We start from the raw sequence: 17,195 nt of genomic DNA, 5'->3' as shown, positions 1-17,195 counted from the left end.
GTGGCCGCTCAGGATCCCAGGGCCAGGAACGCCCCGAGTTGTGCGAAGGCCGCCGGGGTGCCGGGCAGGAAGCGCGTGAGCGCGGGGGATCGCACGATGACGGCGCGCCATTGGCCGCGCGAGACCGCCACGTTGATCCGATTGCGGTTCAGCAGGAAGTCGATGCCGCGGGCGGCATCGTCGGCCGAGGAGCACGCCATGGACACGATGACCACCGGGGCTTCCTGGCCCTGGAACTTGTCCACGGTGCCGACCTTGACGTCTTCCAGTCCGGCGTTGTCGAGCTCGGTGCGCAGCAGGTTGACCTGCGCGTTGTAGGCGGCAACGACCAGGATGTCTTCGGCCAGCAGCTGCCGCGGCGCGGCGCCTTCGCCGCCCACCCAGGACAATCCCACGTGGGCCCGCACCTGGTTGATGACCTCGTGCGCTTCCTCCAGGGACTGGGTCGTGTTGCCCCGGTGCTCCACCAGCGCGGTGGACACCCCTGCCGGCACGCCGGAGAGCGAGCGCTTGGCCGCGGCTGCGGCCGACTGCAGTTTGGACTCGTAGCTCAGTGCCGAGACCTTGGCACACAGCTCGGGGTGCATGCGCCACGAATCGGCCAGGAAGTAGCCCAGCTCCCCGGGCAGCGTGGGGTGCCCGGCGCTGAGCCAGCCCAGCGCCGACTCGTCCACCGGTTGCGGGTGGGAACCCTGGGTGACCTGCGGCAGCTGCTGCGGGTCGCCCAGCAGGAGCAGGCGGGTCGCGGCGCGGGAAACCGCCAGGGTGTTGGCCAGCGAATACTGGCCCGCCTCGTCGATGACCAGCAAATCCAGCGAGCCCTCCGGAACCCGCTTGCCGGTCATGGTCCAGGCGGTGCCGCCGATCAGCGCGCCTTGATCCGAGTTGAGCAGTTCCTCCACGGCGTCGTCCGTGGTTCCGGACCAGGGGACCTCGGACTTGTCCCCGGCCTTCAGTTTCTTCGCCACCTGCTCCGGGTGCACCCCGGCGCCGGTGATGGCCTTGGTGAGCACGTTGTCCACCACCGCGTGGGACTGGGCCACGACCCCGACCTTCCAGCCCTGCTTCACCAGGGCGGCAATGACGTGGGATGCCACGAAGGTCTTTCCGGTGCCCGGCGGACCCTGGACGGCGAGGTAGGAATGGTCCAGGTCGTTCAGGGCCTCGACGATCGCGCCGACGATGTTTGGCCGCCCGTCGACGGGCTCCGGGGCCGGCGGGGCGGAAAGCGTCTTGAAGCGCGGTGCGGACTTGCGCAGGATGTCGATGCCCGGGTGCTTCGGCAGGGAGGGCAGGGCGCCGCCGACGGTGCGCGCCAGCTCGGCCAGGGCCTCGCGCAGCGAGGTGGTATTGATGGGCTGGTCGGGGGTCAGTGCCACCGGCAGCGTCCCGAAGGGCTGCACCTTCTTGCTGGACTTCTCGGCAATGACGAGCCGGTCCTCGTTCTGACGCACCACCGCATTGAACAGCCCGGCCCGCCCGGCGGTGCTGGGCTCGAGTTCCGGGGGCAGGGGATCGGCATACATGGCGAACCAGGAACTGCCCGGGCGGAAGTCCGATCCCTCGGCCATGGTGCCGGCCAGGCAGGTGACGCGGGTTTCCACCTGCGCCCGGGCCGTGGACTTGTGCCAGTCCTCCAGCACCGCCGCGTCGTCGACCACGAACACGTTGCGGGTCTCCGCCCAAACATCGAAGGGCTGATCCAGCCGGTCGAAGTGCTCCCACCAGAATTGCTTGGCCTCGCGCCGGTGGTAGCCGGTGGCGGCGGCGACCATGGCGATGGCCCGCTCGTCGTTGCTCAGCGTGCGGTCCTGGGGAAGGGATTCGAGGTACTCGCGCAGCGCGATTTCCTCCGGGCTCGGCTCGACGTCGTCGACCCCGGGGAGGGGAGTCTCGTCCACCCATTCGGTGCGCGGTTCGTGCGGCACCAGGCCCAGCAGCCAGTCGCGCAGCCGCAGCGTGGAGAGGCAGTCGTATTCGTTGTAGTCGCGGATGGATTCCAGGATCCGCCCGGCCTCCGCCCCGTCGATTTCCAGCTGCTCGCAGTACTTGGCGTAGGCGACCACGGAGGCGCCGGCGTCCTTGACGTCCCCGCCGCGCAGGTGCTCGCCCATGTAGAGCGGCTCGAGCTTCTTGATCGAATAGGAGCGCTCGGAGATCAGCAGGGAGTGGCGAACCGTGTCATAGAGGTCCACCAGCAGCCCGTCGCGCAGCCACTGGTCGATGGTGTCCTCGTCGACCACGTGGCGCAGCGACAGGTTTCGCAGCGCGCTCTTCTCATAGGGCGCGTAGTGGTAGATCTTCATCTGCGGGTAGATCGCGCGCCGCGCCTCGACGTAGGCGACGAAGTCGGTGAAGGCCTTGCGTTCCTCGGCCCGGGAATGGGCCCAGAAAGGCTTGAAGACCGGTTCGTCCGTGTCGATCTCGATGACCCCGAAGAGGTATTCCAGACCCCAGGACTCGTCAAAGGGGTCCTGCCACAGCGGGTCGCCCTCGAAGTCGAAGAAGATGTCCCCGGTGCTGGGTTCCGGGAGCCGGGAAATGGTTTGGGTGGCGCTGACCTTGTAGGCGACCCCGCCGATGGTTCCGTCGGTGGCGCCGAGCCCGACCTGCATGCGGGCCTGCTCGGCGAGCTTGTGGTGCGGGTCGCGTGCCTTGGTGTTGGAGGCGGCGAGCTCGTCGATGGTGTTGATTCCGGCTTCCATGAGCTTCCTGCGCTTGGCGGTGCTCATGCCGGCGACCAGCAGCAGGTCGCGGTGTTTGGCGACCTGCTCGGCGCAGTAGTCGCAGCGACCGCAGGCGCCGATGCCCTCCTGCCCCCAGGCAACGGGGTCGGAAGCGGCCCGGTGGGCAGCGGTGAGGGCCTTGAAGCGGGACCGGCGGTCCTTGAACACCGGAAGCAGCTCGTGCATCTGGTGCACCGAATGGGTCTTGTCCCCGAGCACCAGGGTGGTCTGCGCGGCGACGGGGATCCCCGAGGTGATGAGCTGGTCGCCGTAGGCGGCCAGCTGGAGCAGGGCGGTGACGCGGGCGTGGCGGGCCAGCTTGGTGTCCCACACCGCGTAGGTACCGTCGGCCTCGCGGATGAGGAAGTCGGCAAAGCCGACGAATTCCCCGTCGAAGAAGGTCGCCTGGAACACCACGTCGGCGCCCTTGAGCAGTGCTTGGTGGGTTTCCTCGTGGGCTGCCTCCAGCGAGGCGCGGTCCCCGCGGACGCCGGCGGCGAGCATCTTCACGCCGCGTCCGGTGGCCGGGTCATAGTCACCGAACCGAGCACGGAGTTCCTCGAGGACCTTGTGTTCGTGGGCGTCTCCCAGTACCGCGGTGCGGTCGAGCATCTCGTCGGGGCCGAAGTCGGCCTTGGCGCTGCGTCCCAGGCGTTCATCGAGCTTGCTCAGCGAGGCGAATTCGCAGCCGGCAGCCACCACGAGATCGGATGCGGAGTAGATCAGATCCTGATCGAGGAAAAACACGGGACGGTGCTCCTTAGGATTGGCGTAGCTTCGAAACTAACACCCCAGGTCCGACAAAATGGATTTGCCCGGGGGAGCGGAGGCAGGCCCACGGATGGGGCGCACTGCGTTTGGCGGCCGGCCCGGTGCGGCGAGGGCACGACCCGGCGGGCAGCCAACGGCTTCTAGTGCTTGGCCAGCTGCCTGAGGATGAAATCGGCGGTGGCTTCGGCCAGTCCGGCCCCGTCCTCGGAAACGGTGCGGCCGGAGCGTGCGACCTTGAAGGAGTGGTCGCCGCCTTCGAACCAGACCAGTTCGCTGTCCGGGTTAAGGTTGGAAACCACCCGGGTCATGATTTCCGGGTTCGCGAACGGGTCACGGGTTCCTTCCAAGAAGAGCATCGGCACCTGCAACGGGTAGAGGTGTTCGTCGCGCAGCTTGTCTTCCTTTTTCGGGGCATGCAGGGGGTACCCCAAGAAAATCAGCGACCGGGTGTCCATGCCTTCGGCGACGGCCAATGAAGCCATGCGACCGCCAAACGACTTGCCGGCAGCGAACACCGCAAGTTCCTTTGACAGGTTCTGGCCGACCCATTCGCGGACCTGTTTCCACACGTCGATCGCGACGGGTGCGCGGTCCGGAAATTTCTTGCCGGCATCCATGTACGGGAAGTTGAATCGCAGTACCGAGATGCGTTTTTGGGCGACTGCCCGAGCGTAGCCGGCCATGAAATCGTGGTCCTTGCCGGCGCCGGATCCGTGGGCAACGATCAGGAAAGCCAGGGGATCCTCGGCTTCATCAAGTAGAGCGGTGACGCTTTCGGTGCCATACGGGATGTTCAGTTCCTGACTCATGCATTCAAGCCTAGGGCGTACTGGCCGGTTCGTTCTAAGCCTGGTTTCCTTGGTCAGAGTGCACCTGGTCATGCATTCGCGGATCGTCACCTTCTCCGCCCACGCCTTCGGCGCTTGGAACAACGATGCTGGGCACCTTCGGAGATAGGGACACCCTGCCGCAAAGGTTGTAGGTTTCCGTGGATTCGGATGACGCTCGGATTACGCACTGGCCGGGGAGAGCCGTAGAGGTAGAGCCACATGGGCGCATCTTCGACACCACCTCGAGCCCCGATCATTTGGCCAATGGCACCCGATCAGGAACTTCCCGATTGCTGGTGGATCATGGTTGCGACATGCAGTGTGGCAAGATCCTGGCCGTCATCCAGACGGCGGTCGAGAAGTCCTTCGACCAGAGCCAGGCGCTGGTAGAAAACCGACCGCGAAAGGTGGCTTTCTGCGGCAGCCAACGTCCGGTTTGTAGGGTGCTTGAGGTAGGCGATTAGTGTGCGCAAAAGATCCGATCCTGTACTGGCATCGTGCAGCAGCACCGGGCCTAGTATGCGTTCGGGGAATCCCCGGATCGAGGGTTCTGCACGCATCTTGTGCAGGAGCAGTGCCAGCTCCTGTGACCTGGGTTGCAGAATGTCACCGGCGGCACTCTTGCCGGTGCCCAGGGTCATCAGGGCGATGGCTTCCTCGAGGGAAGCGAGCAGCCCAGGCATGCTGGTTGAGGGGTTTCCAGTCGTGGCCCGCGTCGACACCGGTGAACCTGCACGAAAGCGTTTGAGCAGTTCTGCAATTGTCGCTTGTGGTTCCTTGGCGGGGCGGAACGACAACGCTGCCAAGATCATGGGAATGTCTGCCTGCCGACCTGCACACAGGACGTCGAGACCGAGTGAGGCTGCAGCCGAGCGCAGCGAGTTCAACTCTGCGTGGACACTGTAGGAGTCGGGTGCACTGTCGGTGCCCGGTAGCTCAATGGCCAGCCCCAACACTGTTCTGCCACCGAACTCGAACCCGGCTGCCTCGAATTCGTGCTCGAGCTCGTTCCAGTTCGACAACTCCCGTTCCAAGAGCCCCTCAAGCAGCCGCTGGTGCGAGACCTTGGTCCAGTAATCGTCATGCTGTTGGCTGAGCAATTCCATGGACAGGGCGGTGGCTGCCTGTGCTAAAACAAAACCTGTACCGGCCGCGTGTTCCGGGCTTCCCAAGGCAATGATCCTGCCCCACTGTCTTCCCCGAGCCTGGATAGGAGCACAAGCCCTCCCTTCGACGGGATTCCCAGCGGCTACGCGTGAACGCACCCGCCAATTCTCCATGATTTCGTGGTCGTCCCCCGGGCCGCGAGCGTGTGAGACCACTTGATGGGCCAAGTCCTCCAGTACGACCGTCGCCCCCAGGATCCGCGATGTTTCGGCAACGATATGCTGCACCGGGGAACCGATGTCCATTAGCTGAGTGAATCGGCTGCTGACCGAGTCCCGGGCCTGAAGCGCATGCATTTGCTGAGTGAGGAGGACCCGGTGGACGGCCTCGGTTATTGTGATAAATCTGGTGCGTTGGTGCAGGGCGATCAGCGGCAAGCGGTGCTGTTCACAAGCCTTCGCCAAGCCCTGCGGGATCTGTTGGTACCTAATACCGAGTTCCAGAACCAATCCGGCGACTCCGGAAGCCACCAGGGAACGAACGTAGTGCTGGAAGTCGATGTCAGCTGCCCAGCCAACGGCAGTGCTCAGCACCAGTTCCCCTCCAGAGAGAAAATCCATCACCGAAGACGATTCGAGCACGTGAACCCATCGGATCCGGGCGTCCAATTCTCGCGCCCCGGCCACCAATTGTGGACTTCCGGCGAGAAGCTCGGGCAGTTCCAAAACGTCCCGGACGGTCAGTGAACTCTTTGCCGGACAAACTGTCTGGTTCTTTGCTGGATTCAGTGGAAGCGTCTGGATTTCAATCACTCTATCTGTGTCAGACTTCATTTCACTAGAGGTTATGTGATTCAGGGCACTTTGTGTTGGTTGGTGTCGCTGGGAGACGCAAAAGGAGGTGGCGCAGTGTTTGGATTACCGACATTTACGACTGCGGTGATTGTGGGTGTACCAGCCTTCTGGGTCTTGTACACCTTGGGGTTCATGTGGATTTCAAGGGGCTGGAAGGCCGAGGACGTCGAGGTGGACCATGAAAATTGAGCTGGTGTTCCTGGTTGTCTATTTCGTAGCCATGGCCGGCATCGGCGTGTGGGTCATGCGCAGGAGCAGCGCCGGGGCCGAGGAATATCTCTTGGGCGGGCGCAGCCTAGGTCCGGGGGTTACCGCTCTTCGCCTGCAGAGTTCCTCAATGTCCGGCTACATGTTCATGGGTGCCGGCTCACTGGGCTACTCGCAAGGTTACTTCGGCATGTGGTACGCGCTCGGCGATCTCGGTGGCGGCGTACTGAACCTCTCGGTCCTTGGCCGGCGCATGCGCAAGCTTTCCCAGATATTGGGGTCGATCACTTCGATCGAATATCTTGAACACCGCTACCCGTCCAAATGGACACGTGCCATTGCCGCGCCGATCGCTCTGTTCTGCATCTTCTTCTATGTCCTGGCCCAGTTCATCGCCGGCGGACGCGGACTGGAAATGGTTTCGGGTGTCTCGTATCCCGTCGCATTGGCGGTGGCCATCGGAGTGATCGTGCTGTACACATTCCTCGGCGGCTACCTCGCGGTGGCCTACACCGACTTCGTCCAGGCCATCATCATGCTTATCGGCATGATGTGGATCCTGATCGGCACGCTGAACGCCGTCGGTGGTTTCACTGCTGGCAACAAGGGCGTAGGCGAACTTGATCCAACAATGCTGACCATGTGGGGAAAGGGCCTGGCCTTCGAAGGGCAATGGGGCATCATCATTGGCGCCTTGTTGATCTTCTCTATCGGATACATGGGCTGGCCGCACGTGGTGGTGAGCCACATGGCGATGAAGCGTCCCAGCGTTGCCCGTCGTGCCGGCGCTTACTCGCTGCTCTTCAACCTGGCTTTCATTCCCGGTCCGTACCTTGTCGGCATGTTTGCATTGCTCCTGGTCCCGACCTTGGCCAATCCGGAAACAGCGGTCTTCGCCGTGGCCGAGGCCGTGCTCCCATCCTTTGCGGTGGGAATCGTGATGGCCGCGATCATGGCGGCTATCATGTCCACCGCGGATGCACTGCTACTGCAGGCCGGCACGATTGCCAGCCAAGACCTCTACGCCCGGTTCGTGAACAGGAAGATGAATGACGGGCAGATGGTCTGGGTTTCGCGGATCATCGTGCTGCTCCTGGCCGTGGTCGGCTACATCATTGCCGCCTTCGACCCGCCGGCAGTAGCAGAGATCGTGATTTTCTCCACGACGGTGCTTGGGAGCGCGTTCGTCCCCGCATATATCTGTGCCGTGTGGTGGAAGAAGGCGAACACCGGGGGCGCCATCTGCTCGATGCTCGCAGGCACCGTTGCGGCCGTGGGATGGGAGATGGCGGGCATGGCCGCCATCACCGGGCTGGACCCGATGGTCGTGGGCATTGTGTGCTCAACGATCGCAATGGTGATCGGTTCCCTGGCCACACAGGCGCGGCACCCGGTTCCGGAATCGATCGTACGCGCGTTGGACGAGACGGCGAAGCTCGGCCCGATCCCCACCTCGCTGATGCTGGGCCAGGACCAGACCCTTGCCGCCCAGGCCGAAATCGCCGGACGTATCCAGTGATCGAGGCAGAATTCCCGGCCCTGCTCACCCGGGAACAAGCCGGCGCTGCGGTGCGGGCCAGGGCGGCGGCATTCGAGGTTGAATCCGCGTCCCTGTCCTTCCACCCCTTTGCCGGGTTCATCCACGCCTTGACGCTGCCCCGGACACGGGCGGAATCGACGATCCACACCTTGGTGGACCGGTTGACCGGCAAGACGTTCATCACCGACCCTTGGCCCGAACTGCGACACACCGGTTCGGGCCAAGGACGGGTGGACGACCCTCGGTGGAACAGCATCAGCTTCGAGAATGCACGGTTGAGATCGAGGCGCCTGGTGGCCACCGCCTCGCTGCGCAAGATGAAGCTCGGACACAACTCGAGGATCCGGGAGATCCAGAGCTACGAGATGATCTGGAAGCCGAATTGGCTGCTGGCAGGGAAGGTCGGCGACCAGGAACTAAAGGTCCTCGTGGATGGCATGAACGGCGGGTACTACGTCGTTGGATGCTAGGTGGGCAAGACGTGGTCCGGATCTTTCCGGACCACGTCTTGTGCCGGCCACAGGCATGCCGATATCGGGTCGGCCGCCGGGAAATCTTAGTGCAGCGGGAAATTCGAATCCTTGATGTTCGCCTCCACCCGGGTGTAGGCATCGCGCGCCACCGCCTTCCAAAAGCGCAAGGCGGTTCCCGGGTCATCGGCCTCCAGCCGGGCGATCGACGCGGCCGAGAGCACCTTCAGGTGCAGCCGGCCCACCGCGGTGACCCTGGTGGTCTGTTCGCCCTCGCCGCCCAGGGCAATCTCGCCGAAGGTCATGCCGGCCGACAGCGTGGCGTGCCGCACCGGCTTGCCGTTCTGCAGGGTTGAGGTGACGACCTTGCCGCTGAGGATGAAGTACACGCCGCCGAATTCCTGGCCGGGGGTGCGGATGATCCGACCGTCCTCGATCCGGCTTTCCTCCATCAGGGATTCGAGGAGGGCGATGTCCGCGGAATCCAGCGGGTCCAGCGCCGCGAAGTCGCGGACCGCGACCTCGCTGGGCACCAGGTCCTCGCTGCCGTGGCGCTGCAGCAGGATGGTCTCGGCCCACTCCACCGCATCGTTGCGGCTGGGGAAGCAACGCAGCGACTCCAGCGGCTCGAAGGCCTTTTCCTGCACCAGCGCCAGGGTGCGTCCCTCGGCCTCCATCTCCCGTCCCAACTGGTGGATCATCTGCACCGCGATCCGGTCGATCTCATCAACCCGGCGCAAGTCCAGGATCACCAGCTCCACAGACTCCTCCAGCCCGCTGACCTCGCGCACCATGGATTCGGTGCCGGCGAAGAGCAGGTCCCCGGCCAGCTCCACGATGTGCGCGCGCTCGCCGTATTCGGCCAGCAGCCGGTTGGCGGCATCGCTGTGGCGGGTGTACGACGGGGCATCGGTGATGTCGTAGTGGTCGCGGATCACCGAGCGGCCCAGCCGGGCGGCGCGCACGAAGTGCAGCCCCATGTCGGCGCTGATGCGCTCGCTGGCGGCGACCCCGCGCACCGAGGAACCGTGGGCGTCCAGGGCGGGGGAGTAGATGGCCAGGCCCACCTGGCCCGGCAGCACCGCAATCAGCCCGCCGCCGACACCTGACTTGGCCGGCAGCCCCACGGCCGAAATCCACGACCCGGCGTCGTCGTACATCCCGCAGGTGGTCATGACCGACAGGGTGCGCTGGACAGCCTCCTTGCTCATGGCCTGCACCCCGGTGCGCGGCTGGGTGCCGCCGTTGGCCAGGGTCGCTGCCATCATGGCCAGGTCCTGGGTGTTGACCATGACCGAGCAGGCGCGGAAGTAGTCCTCCAGCACCGGCGTCGGGTCGGTCTCGATGATGTCGAAGGAGCGCAGCAGGTAGGCCAGCGCGCGGTTGCGGTGACCGGTCAGCGCCTCGGAGGCGTAGATCGAATCGCTGAGCTCCAGCCGCCTGCCGGCCGCGGCGGAGAAGTGCTCCAGGATGCGGTCAAAGCGGCCGGTGTCCCGGTCCCGGATCAGCGAGATCGTGGCGATGGCCCCGGCGTTGATCATGGCGTTGGCGGGGCGCCCGCTTTCACGGGCCAGGGAGATCTCGTTGAACGCGTCGCCGCTGGGCTCCACGTCGATCTTGCGGTCCACCGCGTCCAGGCCGATGTCATCCAGCGCCAGCGCGTAGGAAAAGGGCTTGGAAATGGATTGGATCGAAAATTCCATCTCCGCGTCCCCGACCTGGTACACGTGGCCGTCGACGGTGGCCATGGCAATGGCGAACTTCGAGGGGTCGGCGTTCGCCATCGCCGGGATGCCCTGGTAGGGGGTCCCGGAGGTGAGGTCCAGCAGGTCGGCATACAGGTCAGCGAGGTAGCTGTCGATGGGGGAACGCATGGTTCCTAGCCTAGGGGGTCGACCCCTGGCGTGTCCGCGATGGCCTGCATGGGCTTGGTGGTCAGCGCCTGGCCAATGGCGGCGCCCAGGATCCGTGCACCTTCGACATTGGGATGCACCCCGTCGTCGCTGAGTCCCGGAATGAAGGTCCCGGCCTCACTTCGCAGCCCGGCGGCGGCATCCACGTACATCCACCCGCGCTCGCCGGCCAGCGTGCGCAGGAATTCGTTGTAGGCGAGCGTGGCGGCCACCGCGTCGTCGCGCGGCGGGATGCTACTCAGCAGCACCATCGGTGCGCGCACGATGCGTGCGATCCGGGCGAGGTTCTCCCCGATCCGTGCGTGTCCGGTGCCGTGGGCCAGGTCGTTGGTGCCGGCCAGAATGACCAGGGCGTCCGCGCTTCCGGGGCGCAGGGCGGCGGCCATGTCCCCGGACTGGGCCCCGCCCAGCGCCCAGCCGCCTGCCCACACCAAGGTGGCGGGTGTGCCGGGTGCATTGACGTAGTTGACCCAGGAGGCCTCCCCGACATGGCCCGCGGCCACGGTGTGGCTTCCCGCCGCGGTGATGGAGTCCCCGGCCACCCTGAAGGTGCTGTGGTCTCCACCGACCGACACGGCGATGGCCTGCGGCATCGGCTCGTCGGCGCGCGGCCCGCCGGTCAGCCCCAGCAAGCCGATGAAAACAGCCACACATGTAAATATCAAGAAGGGTTTGCGAGTTCCCAAGGTGTTGCCCCTTTCCTGCATTAAGCGTAGTGGGACAGGGGGCGTGATTTGGACTCGTTCCTGCAACGATTGCCGCGCGGACACAACAGATCACGGCCGCTTTCCGGGAATTCAATCTCCGGGAAGCGACCGTGACCTGGGACGGAATTTGGTGGTGCGGCTACTTGCGCCGCCCGGCCAGCAGCGAGGCAAGCACCACGGCGGCGGTGACGGAATTGACCGCGGGCCAGGCACCGATCTTCTTCGCCAGCGGGTGCGATGCACCGAAGGCGGCAAGATAGAGCCCTGTCAGGGCCACGGCCCTCGGGGTCCCTGCGTTGGCCTTCCACATCAGGAAGGCGCCGGTGCCGGCAACGGCCAGGACCGCCCCGCCCAGTGGGCGGTTCTTGGTGGTGCGGGCGGTGGCGAAGCCGCCGATGAGTCCGGTTCCGGCAAGGGCCGAGGGTAGGAATGACATGGTTGGGTGTTCTCCTTTTTCCTTCTAGCTTAGATGCCGATGCCGCCGGTGCACGGGGCGCCGGGTTCGAGGGTCTGGGGCCCCTGGCGGTACTTGGTGATGAAGGTCTTGATGCGGGGATCGTCCGGGGAATCGACGCTGAGCTGTTCGCCCCAGGCCGTGAGCTTGATCTTTGCGCCCTGGCCGGGGAAGGGACTCAGGATGAGGTACGTCTTTTCTCCCACCGCGTCCTTCAGCGCCGAGACCTCTGCGTCGCCGATGCCGTCGTAGGTGATCCACACGGCACCGTGTTCCATGGAGTGCACCGCATTGTTCTCCGGGACCGGTGCCTCATAGATCCCGCAATTGAGCCAGACGGGATTGTGGTCCCCGCCCACGCCGGGTTTCTGGTCGTAGGCGACCTTCGTATCGACGTGGTTGGCCGAGGCCACCTCGAAGGTCTTGACGCCGTCGATGGGGGCGGCGGCCGCTGCGGTGGCCGCCGATTTTTCCTGGGCGGCGCCGCTGAGGACCACGGTGGTGGGGACGACGATGGCCAGGGCGGCGGCGGCGATCACCGCGACGGTCAGCAATTTGGTTCGTTTTTCCTTGGCCTTTGCCTTGGCAAGGACCATTTGGGCTTCTGCGCGCTTGTTCATGGGAAGGAGTCCTTTAGCTCAGCTGGGCAAGCAGCTGGGTCAGGGCCGAGATTTCGGCCTGTTGTGTCGTGACGATTTTGTTGGCGAACGCGGCGACCATGGGGTTGTTTCCGCGTTGCAGGTAGGCCTCGGCCATTTCGACGCCGCCCTTGTGGTGGGCGACCATCAGGGTCAGGAATTGCCGGTCGGCGGTTTCGCCGCGGGCGGTGGTGAGCCTCTGGATGTCGGCTTCGCTGGCCATGCCCATGGAGGCCATGGTGTGGGGCTCTCCGGGGGCGACGCTGCCGTGCCCCGCATGCGACGCTTCCTCGCTGAGCAATCCATTCATCCACGTCATTGATTCACCGGTCTGGGGCAGGCCCCAGGTTTCAAGCCAGGCGAACATTTGCCCCGACTGCTGTTGCTGCGTCAAGGCCATGTCGTAGGCCATCGAGCGCACGGCAGTGTTGGTCGAGTGCTCGCGAATGATCATGGAAAGCTGCACGGCCTGGTGGTGGTGCGTTTGCATGTCCCGGGCGAAGCCCGCCTCGGGGGAGGCCTCGGAGGGCAGGTTGCTGCGTGGATTGGAGGAGCCCAGAATCCAACCGCCGGTGGCCATGGCGAGCATGAGGGCCACCAGGGCAATGACCAGGGCGCGAGAGGTTTTGGGTTCGGACATAGGGGGTCCTTGGAACGAAGAGTGCGGTGCGCCCGATATCGGGGCGCGCGGACGGCAGGGCTAGGGAAGCCGGGTTCTACGTTCGGGAAATGGACAGCGCGTGCAAATCCGGTGCCCGCGCTTGCTGCGGCTCGGACATGCCGGAACGTGCCGCCGAGGTTGCGGGTAGTGCGCCGAATGCCCCGGAGCTGTCAGGCCTCGGCGCAATCTGGACTGTGTTCAACTGCGGATCCGCGTGTGGTGCGCAGTGGTGCTGGGTGGGCATGTCCGTCGGGCAGTGCGACGTCCCGGCAGCGGGTGCCGCCTCCGCGTGGATCGGCGAGGCGGATCCGATGTCACCCAATCCGAAGGCGCCGCCCAGGGGCAGCAGCACCGACAGGGCAAGCAGCAGGCCAAGGAATCGCTTCACGTGCACGCCGCCCTTCGGATCCGCTGGAAAATGTTGGTTGAGGAATCAACGATATAAATGCCAGTTGTGCATTAGCTGTGAGAGTGCTTTTGAGAGCTCGCCCGCGACTGGCCCGGTGCAACCGGTGCACGGCCCAAGCCATAGGCTGGGTGGATGGAAATCATTGACCGGTGGTGGCAAGCGGTGCTGGCCGGCTTCAGCAAGAGCGACCCGTTGACGCTGACGCCGTGGCCGCTGCTGGGCCTGGTTGCCCTGTGTGTGCTGCTCACGGTGCCACGGGCCAGCTGGCGAATCTTTGGGCTGTATGTGACATTCGTTCACGAACTGGGGCATGCGGTTGCGGCGTTGGTGACCGGACGGTTTATTCACGGACTGAAGATCAGGCTGGATCACTCGGGCGAGCTTGTCAGCAGCGGCAAGCCGGGATTCTCCGCGGTGTTCAGCGGATTCTGGGGATACCCGGCACCCGCCGTGGTGGGCCTGTCGCTGGTTGGTGCGACGTATTTCGGCCATGCCTCCGCGGCCTTGTCCATTGGGGCCTTGGCCTTGCTTGGTTCGCTGATCTTCCTGCGGAACTGGGCGGGCATCGCGGTGGCGCTGTGCTCCGCCCTGGCCGCACAGCTGCTGGTGGTTTTCACCCCGGCCCGGGCCATGGCCTGGGTGGTCCTTGGACTGGGCCTGATGCTCTTGGTCGGTTCGGTGCGCGACCTCCTAAAGGTCATCGGGGTCCATACCCGCCGGCGCGGGCTGGTCGCTTCCTCGGACGCCTACATCCTGGCCACCCGCAGCTGGCTCCCGGCCTGGTTCTGGCTCCTGGGCTTCATCGTGGTGATTGGTGGCGCGGTAATGATTTCGGGCCGGATGATCTTCCTGATGCTGCGCTAGAGCCTTGCCGTGCGAGGTTCCCGCGCGGCGCCCTGACCTGCAGCACCGATCAGGCGGGGCGCCGGATGTCGGGATGTCCGTGGATGAAATGCAATGCGAGGGCCCGCCGAATCTCCGGTTCGTCCACCCCGTAGGCCCGGGCTATCTGCTCAAGCGTCCACCCGGCAGTGCGCAGTTCCATAAGGGTTGGATAGGCGGGCATGCCGCTGGCCATTTTCACCGCTCCCTTCGACTGGATCGATAAGTCCATCCAACACCACGGCACCGACACTTTGGAGCGTGACGAAACGTTGCGGCCCCGCACGTGGCCCTGCCGCGGGGCGAGGCTTTGGCCTAGTGTAAGTTGCAGGGGACAGCGACGCGAGAAAAGGGATGCATACGGCCATGGCAATCTTCGAATACACGACGCATCTGCCCTACCCGCGGGAAACGGTTTTCCGCTGGTTTGAACGTCCCGGTGCCCTGCCCCGGCTCTCGGCACCCTTCTCCGGAACGGTCAGGCAGGAACCGGACAAGGGCCTTGCCGTGGGTTCGCGGGCCGTCATCGACGTGGCCGCACCCGGGACCCTGGGCACCTCCTTGGCCGCCGCCGTCGGTGCCGCGGCGCTGGCCCTGGGGCTGCCCGGCCGGATACGCGCCGAAATCCCGTGGCATGCCAAGCACATCTCCCTGAATCCCGGCCGCGACTTCACCGACATCATGGAGTCGGGTCCACTGGCCCGCTGGGAACACCAACACTTCTTCGCCGACGACAGCAACTCGCCAATGCCCGGAACAGTGATGCGCGACGTCGTGGAGTTCGAGCTCCCGCTGCTTGGCCGGCTGCCCGGGAACAAGGCGCAAAGGCTCGCGGAACGGGTCTTCAAGCATGAACTGAGCCAGGTCTTCCGGTACAGGGAACGGACGCTCAGGGGCGACCTGGCATTCCACGCAAGCCACGAAACCCAGCCCTTGACCATTGCGGTTGCCGGTGCCTCCGGATTGATCGGCACCCAGCTCTGTGCCTTGCTGGGAGGCGGCGGGCACCGCGTCAAGCGCCTGGTGCGCGACCGCCGGGCCGCCAACGGCGAGGACACGATCTTCTGGGCCCCGGAGTACGCGGTGCTGGACCCCGAGGAGCTGCGCGACGTCGACGCGGTGGTGAACCTGGCCGGGCACACGATTGGCTCACGGTTCACCGCGAGCGCCAAGGAGGAAATCCGCGCTTCACGCGTGCTGGGCACTGGCCTGCTCGCCCGCGCCCTGGCATCCCTGGCAAAGGACGGCAGGCAACGCAGCCTCATCGTGGCCTCGGGCATCGGCATCTACGGCGCGACACCGCACGCCAACGGGCCGGCGGTTCCCCTGGACGAGGACGCCGCACCCGGAACCGATTTCATCGCCGGGGTGTGCACGGCCTGGGAAGACGCGTGTTCGCCCGCGCGCCAGGCCGGGGTTCGCGTGGTCAATGTGCGCACCGGCCTGGTGCAATCACCTGCCACCGGTGCCCTGCAACGGATGCTGCCGCTCTTCGCCCTGGGCCTGGGCGGACCCTTGGGGTCGGAGGCCTGGCAGTCCTGGATCAGCGTCGACGACGTGGTGGGCATCTACGCCCACGCACTGCTCACCAAGTCGCTGGAAGGCCCCGTCAATGCGGTGGCGCCACACCCGGTCCAGGCCAAGGAATACGCCGAGGTCCTGGGCAAGGTGGTGCGCCGTCCGGCTCGCGTTCAGGTCCCTGCCTTCGGGCCCAGGCTCCTGCTGGGCAAGCAAGGCGCAAGGGAACTGGCCTTCGCCGACCAGCGCGTCTCCAGCCAAAAGATCCAGGACAGCGGCTACGTGTTCAGGCACGTCGACCTGGAATCGGCACTGCGACACGTGCTGGGGCATTCCTAGACGGGCGCGGTCAGCGTCCGTTGCCGTGGCGCCTGCCCAGCAGGTACACCCCGACAGCGCCGGCCGCCCCGGTCAGCAGTCCCCAGGGCAGGCGCGGACCGGGCAGATCCGCTTCCGGGTGCGCGTCCCCGCCGGCGCGAACCCGCAGGGCGCGGCCGCTGTCACGATCATCGAGCAGGGCCAGTTGCGCCTTGGCGATCTCCGTGTCGTCGCGGGTCGGCAACGCGAGCTGGTCCTCCGCGGGCAGCCCCTGGCGCAATTCCCGGGCACGTTCAAGTTCGGCGTCAAGCTCCGAACCCAGCAGCAGGGAAATGTTGGCCAGCCAGATCCAGAGCAGCAGGATGATGACGCCGCCCACCGCGCCGTAAGCGCTCTGGTACTTGCTGAAGTTCACCACGTAGTAGAAGAACCCCGCGGTGCTCAGCGCCAGGACCAGCAGTGCGCCCAGCGACCCGGCGCTGATCCAGCGGAACTTCGGCTGCCGGACGTTGGGCGTGAAGTGGTAGAGCAGGGCGACCATGAGAACGGCGATCAGCAGCAGCACCGGCCACTTGGCAATGTTCCAGGCGAGCAGCGTTGCCTCGCCGAGCCCCAGCACCGAGCCGATTCCCTCCGCGACGGGTCCCGAAAGCACCAGGATGGCAATGGCCAGCACCGCCAGGCACAGGATCACCAGGGTCAACAGGTACATCTGCGGCCGCAGCTTCCACAGCGGACGGCCCTCGGCGGTGCCATAGGTGCGGTTCAGGGCCCGGCCGAACGCGCCCACGTAGGCGGAGGCCGACCACAGGGCCACCAGCAGGCCAATGACAAGCGTCCAACCGGCCCCCGTCTGCCCCCCGAGCTGGGTCAGCAGGGCCTCGGCGTTATCGCCCATTTCGCGGGTGCTGATCTGGCGGATCGTCTCAACCATCCACGCCCGGGTCTCGGGTCCGCTGCTGATCAGCGAGAGCATCGAGAGCAACGCCAGCAATCCCGGAACCAGTGAAAGCACCGAGTAGTAGGTCAGCGCGGCAGCAAGATCGGTGGCGCCGTCCCGGGAGAACTCGCGCATGGTGCGCTTCGCGGCATACAGCCAGGCATCCCTGCGCAATTCAAGTTCGCTGCTTTGTGACTGGTCCACTGGGGAATACACCTGCTTCCGGCAAGGCTTTCATGGTCTTTTCCCA

At 65.4% G+C, this 17,195-nt stretch carries 14 protein-coding genes; 4 read left to right on the top strand and 10 right to left on the bottom strand.

The window, feature by feature from the left end; translation table 11 throughout:
• Positions 1-8 precede the first annotated feature (8 nt).
• From AC6CHY_RS09200 to AC6CHY_RS09190, 3 genes are all read right to left on the bottom strand, one after another.
• Positions 9-3,473: a TM0106 family RecB-like putative nuclease gene (locus tag AC6CHY_RS09200; RefSeq protein WP_217388474.1), complete on the bottom strand. Its 3,465-nt coding sequence runs from the start codon at positions 3,471-3,473 to the stop codon at positions 9-11.
• 164 nt (positions 3,474-3,637) lie between these two features.
• Positions 3,638-4,306, bottom strand: a complete 669-nt coding sequence (locus AC6CHY_RS09195; protein WP_217388475.1) for an alpha/beta hydrolase family protein — start codon at positions 4,304-4,306, stop codon at positions 3,638-3,640.
• Positions 4,307-4,602: 296 nt separating this feature from the next.
• The gene (locus AC6CHY_RS09190; RefSeq protein ID WP_217388476.1) at positions 4,603-6,246 is read right to left on the bottom strand and encodes a PucR family transcriptional regulator; all 1,644 of its coding nucleotides are present in this window, start codon (positions 6,244-6,246) and stop codon (positions 4,603-4,605) included.
• 220 nt (positions 6,247-6,466) lie between these two features.
• On the opposite strand from AC6CHY_RS09190, the gene AC6CHY_RS09185 reads away from it, so the two are divergent.
• Together AC6CHY_RS09185 and AC6CHY_RS09180 are read left to right on the top strand one after the other, a co-directional pair.
• Positions 6,467-8,014 (top strand): sodium/proline symporter, encoded by a 1,548-nt coding sequence (locus AC6CHY_RS09185; protein WP_217388477.1) that lies wholly within the window; start codon positions 6,467-6,469, stop codon positions 8,012-8,014.
• Positions 8,011-8,505, top strand: coding sequence for a hypothetical protein (locus AC6CHY_RS09180; protein ID WP_217388478.1), 495 nt, complete (start codon positions 8,011-8,013; stop codon positions 8,503-8,505). The genes AC6CHY_RS09185 and AC6CHY_RS09180 overlap by 4 nt, the downstream gene beginning before the upstream one ends.
• An 86-nt stretch (positions 8,506-8,591) precedes the next feature.
• On the opposite strand, the gene glsA is transcribed toward AC6CHY_RS09180, so the two are convergent.
• The 6 genes from glsA to AC6CHY_RS09150 all read right to left on the bottom strand — a co-directional run bounded on the left by glsA (position 8,592) and on the right by AC6CHY_RS09150 (position 13,266).
• Positions 8,592-10,379 carry a glutaminase A gene (glsA, locus tag AC6CHY_RS09175; RefSeq protein ID WP_217388479.1) on the bottom strand — a complete coding sequence of 596 codons (1,788 nt, stop codon included), beginning with the start codon at positions 10,377-10,379 and terminating at the stop codon, positions 8,592-8,594.
• Between the two features lie 5 nt (positions 10,380-10,384).
• Complete coding sequence (locus AC6CHY_RS09170) at positions 10,385-11,068, bottom strand: SGNH/GDSL hydrolase family protein (RefSeq protein ID WP_217388480.1); 684 nt, start codon at positions 11,066-11,068, stop codon at positions 10,385-10,387.
• Positions 11,069-11,264: 196 nt separating this feature from the next.
• Positions 11,265-11,561 carry a hypothetical protein gene (locus AC6CHY_RS09165; protein WP_217388481.1) on the bottom strand — a complete coding sequence of 99 codons (297 nt, stop codon included), beginning with the start codon at positions 11,559-11,561 and terminating at the stop codon, positions 11,265-11,267.
• Between the two features lie 29 nt (positions 11,562-11,590).
• On the bottom strand, positions 11,591-12,199 hold the full coding sequence (locus tag AC6CHY_RS09160; protein ID WP_217388482.1) for a thioredoxin-like domain-containing protein: 609 nt from the start codon (positions 12,197-12,199) through the stop codon (positions 11,591-11,593).
• A 13-nt stretch (positions 12,200-12,212) separates the two neighbouring features.
• On the bottom strand, positions 12,213-12,857 hold the full coding sequence (locus AC6CHY_RS09155) for a DUF305 domain-containing protein (protein WP_217388483.1): 645 nt from the start codon (positions 12,855-12,857) through the stop codon (positions 12,213-12,215).
• A gap of 76 nt (positions 12,858-12,933) precedes the next feature.
• Positions 12,934-13,266: a hypothetical protein gene (locus AC6CHY_RS09150; RefSeq protein ID WP_217388484.1), complete on the bottom strand. Its 333-nt coding sequence runs from the start codon at positions 13,264-13,266 to the stop codon at positions 12,934-12,936.
• Between the two features lie 153 nt (positions 13,267-13,419).
• On the opposite strand from AC6CHY_RS09150, the gene AC6CHY_RS09145 reads away from it, so the two are divergent.
• Complete coding sequence (locus tag AC6CHY_RS09145) at positions 13,420-14,151, top strand: M50 family metallopeptidase (RefSeq protein WP_217388485.1); 732 nt, start codon at positions 13,420-13,422, stop codon at positions 14,149-14,151.
• Between the two features lie 384 nt (positions 14,152-14,535).
• Positions 14,536-16,026 carry a TIGR01777 family oxidoreductase gene (locus AC6CHY_RS09140; RefSeq protein ID WP_217388486.1) on the top strand — a complete coding sequence of 497 codons (1,491 nt, stop codon included), beginning with the start codon at positions 14,536-14,538 and terminating at the stop codon, positions 16,024-16,026.
• 10 nt (positions 16,027-16,036) lie between these two features.
• On the opposite strand, the gene AC6CHY_RS09135 is transcribed toward AC6CHY_RS09140, so the two are convergent.
• Positions 16,037-17,149, bottom strand: coding sequence for a YihY/virulence factor BrkB family protein (locus AC6CHY_RS09135; protein ID WP_217388487.1), 1,113 nt, complete (start codon positions 17,147-17,149; stop codon positions 16,037-16,039).
• Positions 17,150-17,195 lie beyond the last annotated feature (46 nt).

Source organism: Paeniglutamicibacter sp. GQ140 (assembly GCF_059759235.1).
This window is presented reverse-complemented; position numbering and strand designations above follow the sequence as displayed.

Excerpts from the sequence above, each read along its gene's own strand:
- AC6CHY_RS09195 (WP_217388475.1), bottom strand. The coding sequence starts at position 4,306 with ATGAGTCAGGAACTGAACATCCCGTATGGCACCGAAAGCGTCACCGCT.
- AC6CHY_RS09185 (WP_217388477.1), top strand. The coding sequence starts at position 6,467 with ATGAAAATTGAGCTGGTGTTCCTGGTTGTCTATTTCGTAGCCATGGCC.
- glsA (WP_217388479.1), bottom strand. The coding sequence starts at position 10,379 with ATGCGTTCCCCCATCGACAGCTACCTCGCTGACCTGTATGCCGACCTG.
- AC6CHY_RS09165 (WP_217388481.1), bottom strand. The coding sequence starts at position 11,561 with ATGTCATTCCTACCCTCGGCCCTTGCCGGAACCGGACTCATCGGCGGC.
- AC6CHY_RS09160 (WP_217388482.1), bottom strand. The coding sequence starts at position 12,199 with ATGAACAAGCGCGCAGAAGCCCAAATGGTCCTTGCCAAGGCAAAGGCC.
- AC6CHY_RS09155 (WP_217388483.1), bottom strand. The coding sequence starts at position 12,857 with ATGTCCGAACCCAAAACCTCTCGCGCCCTGGTCATTGCCCTGGTGGCC.
- AC6CHY_RS09145 (WP_217388485.1), top strand. The coding sequence starts at position 13,420 with ATGGAAATCATTGACCGGTGGTGGCAAGCGGTGCTGGCCGGCTTCAGC.
- AC6CHY_RS09140 (WP_217388486.1), top strand. The coding sequence starts at position 14,536 with ATGGCAATCTTCGAATACACGACGCATCTGCCCTACCCGCGGGAAACG.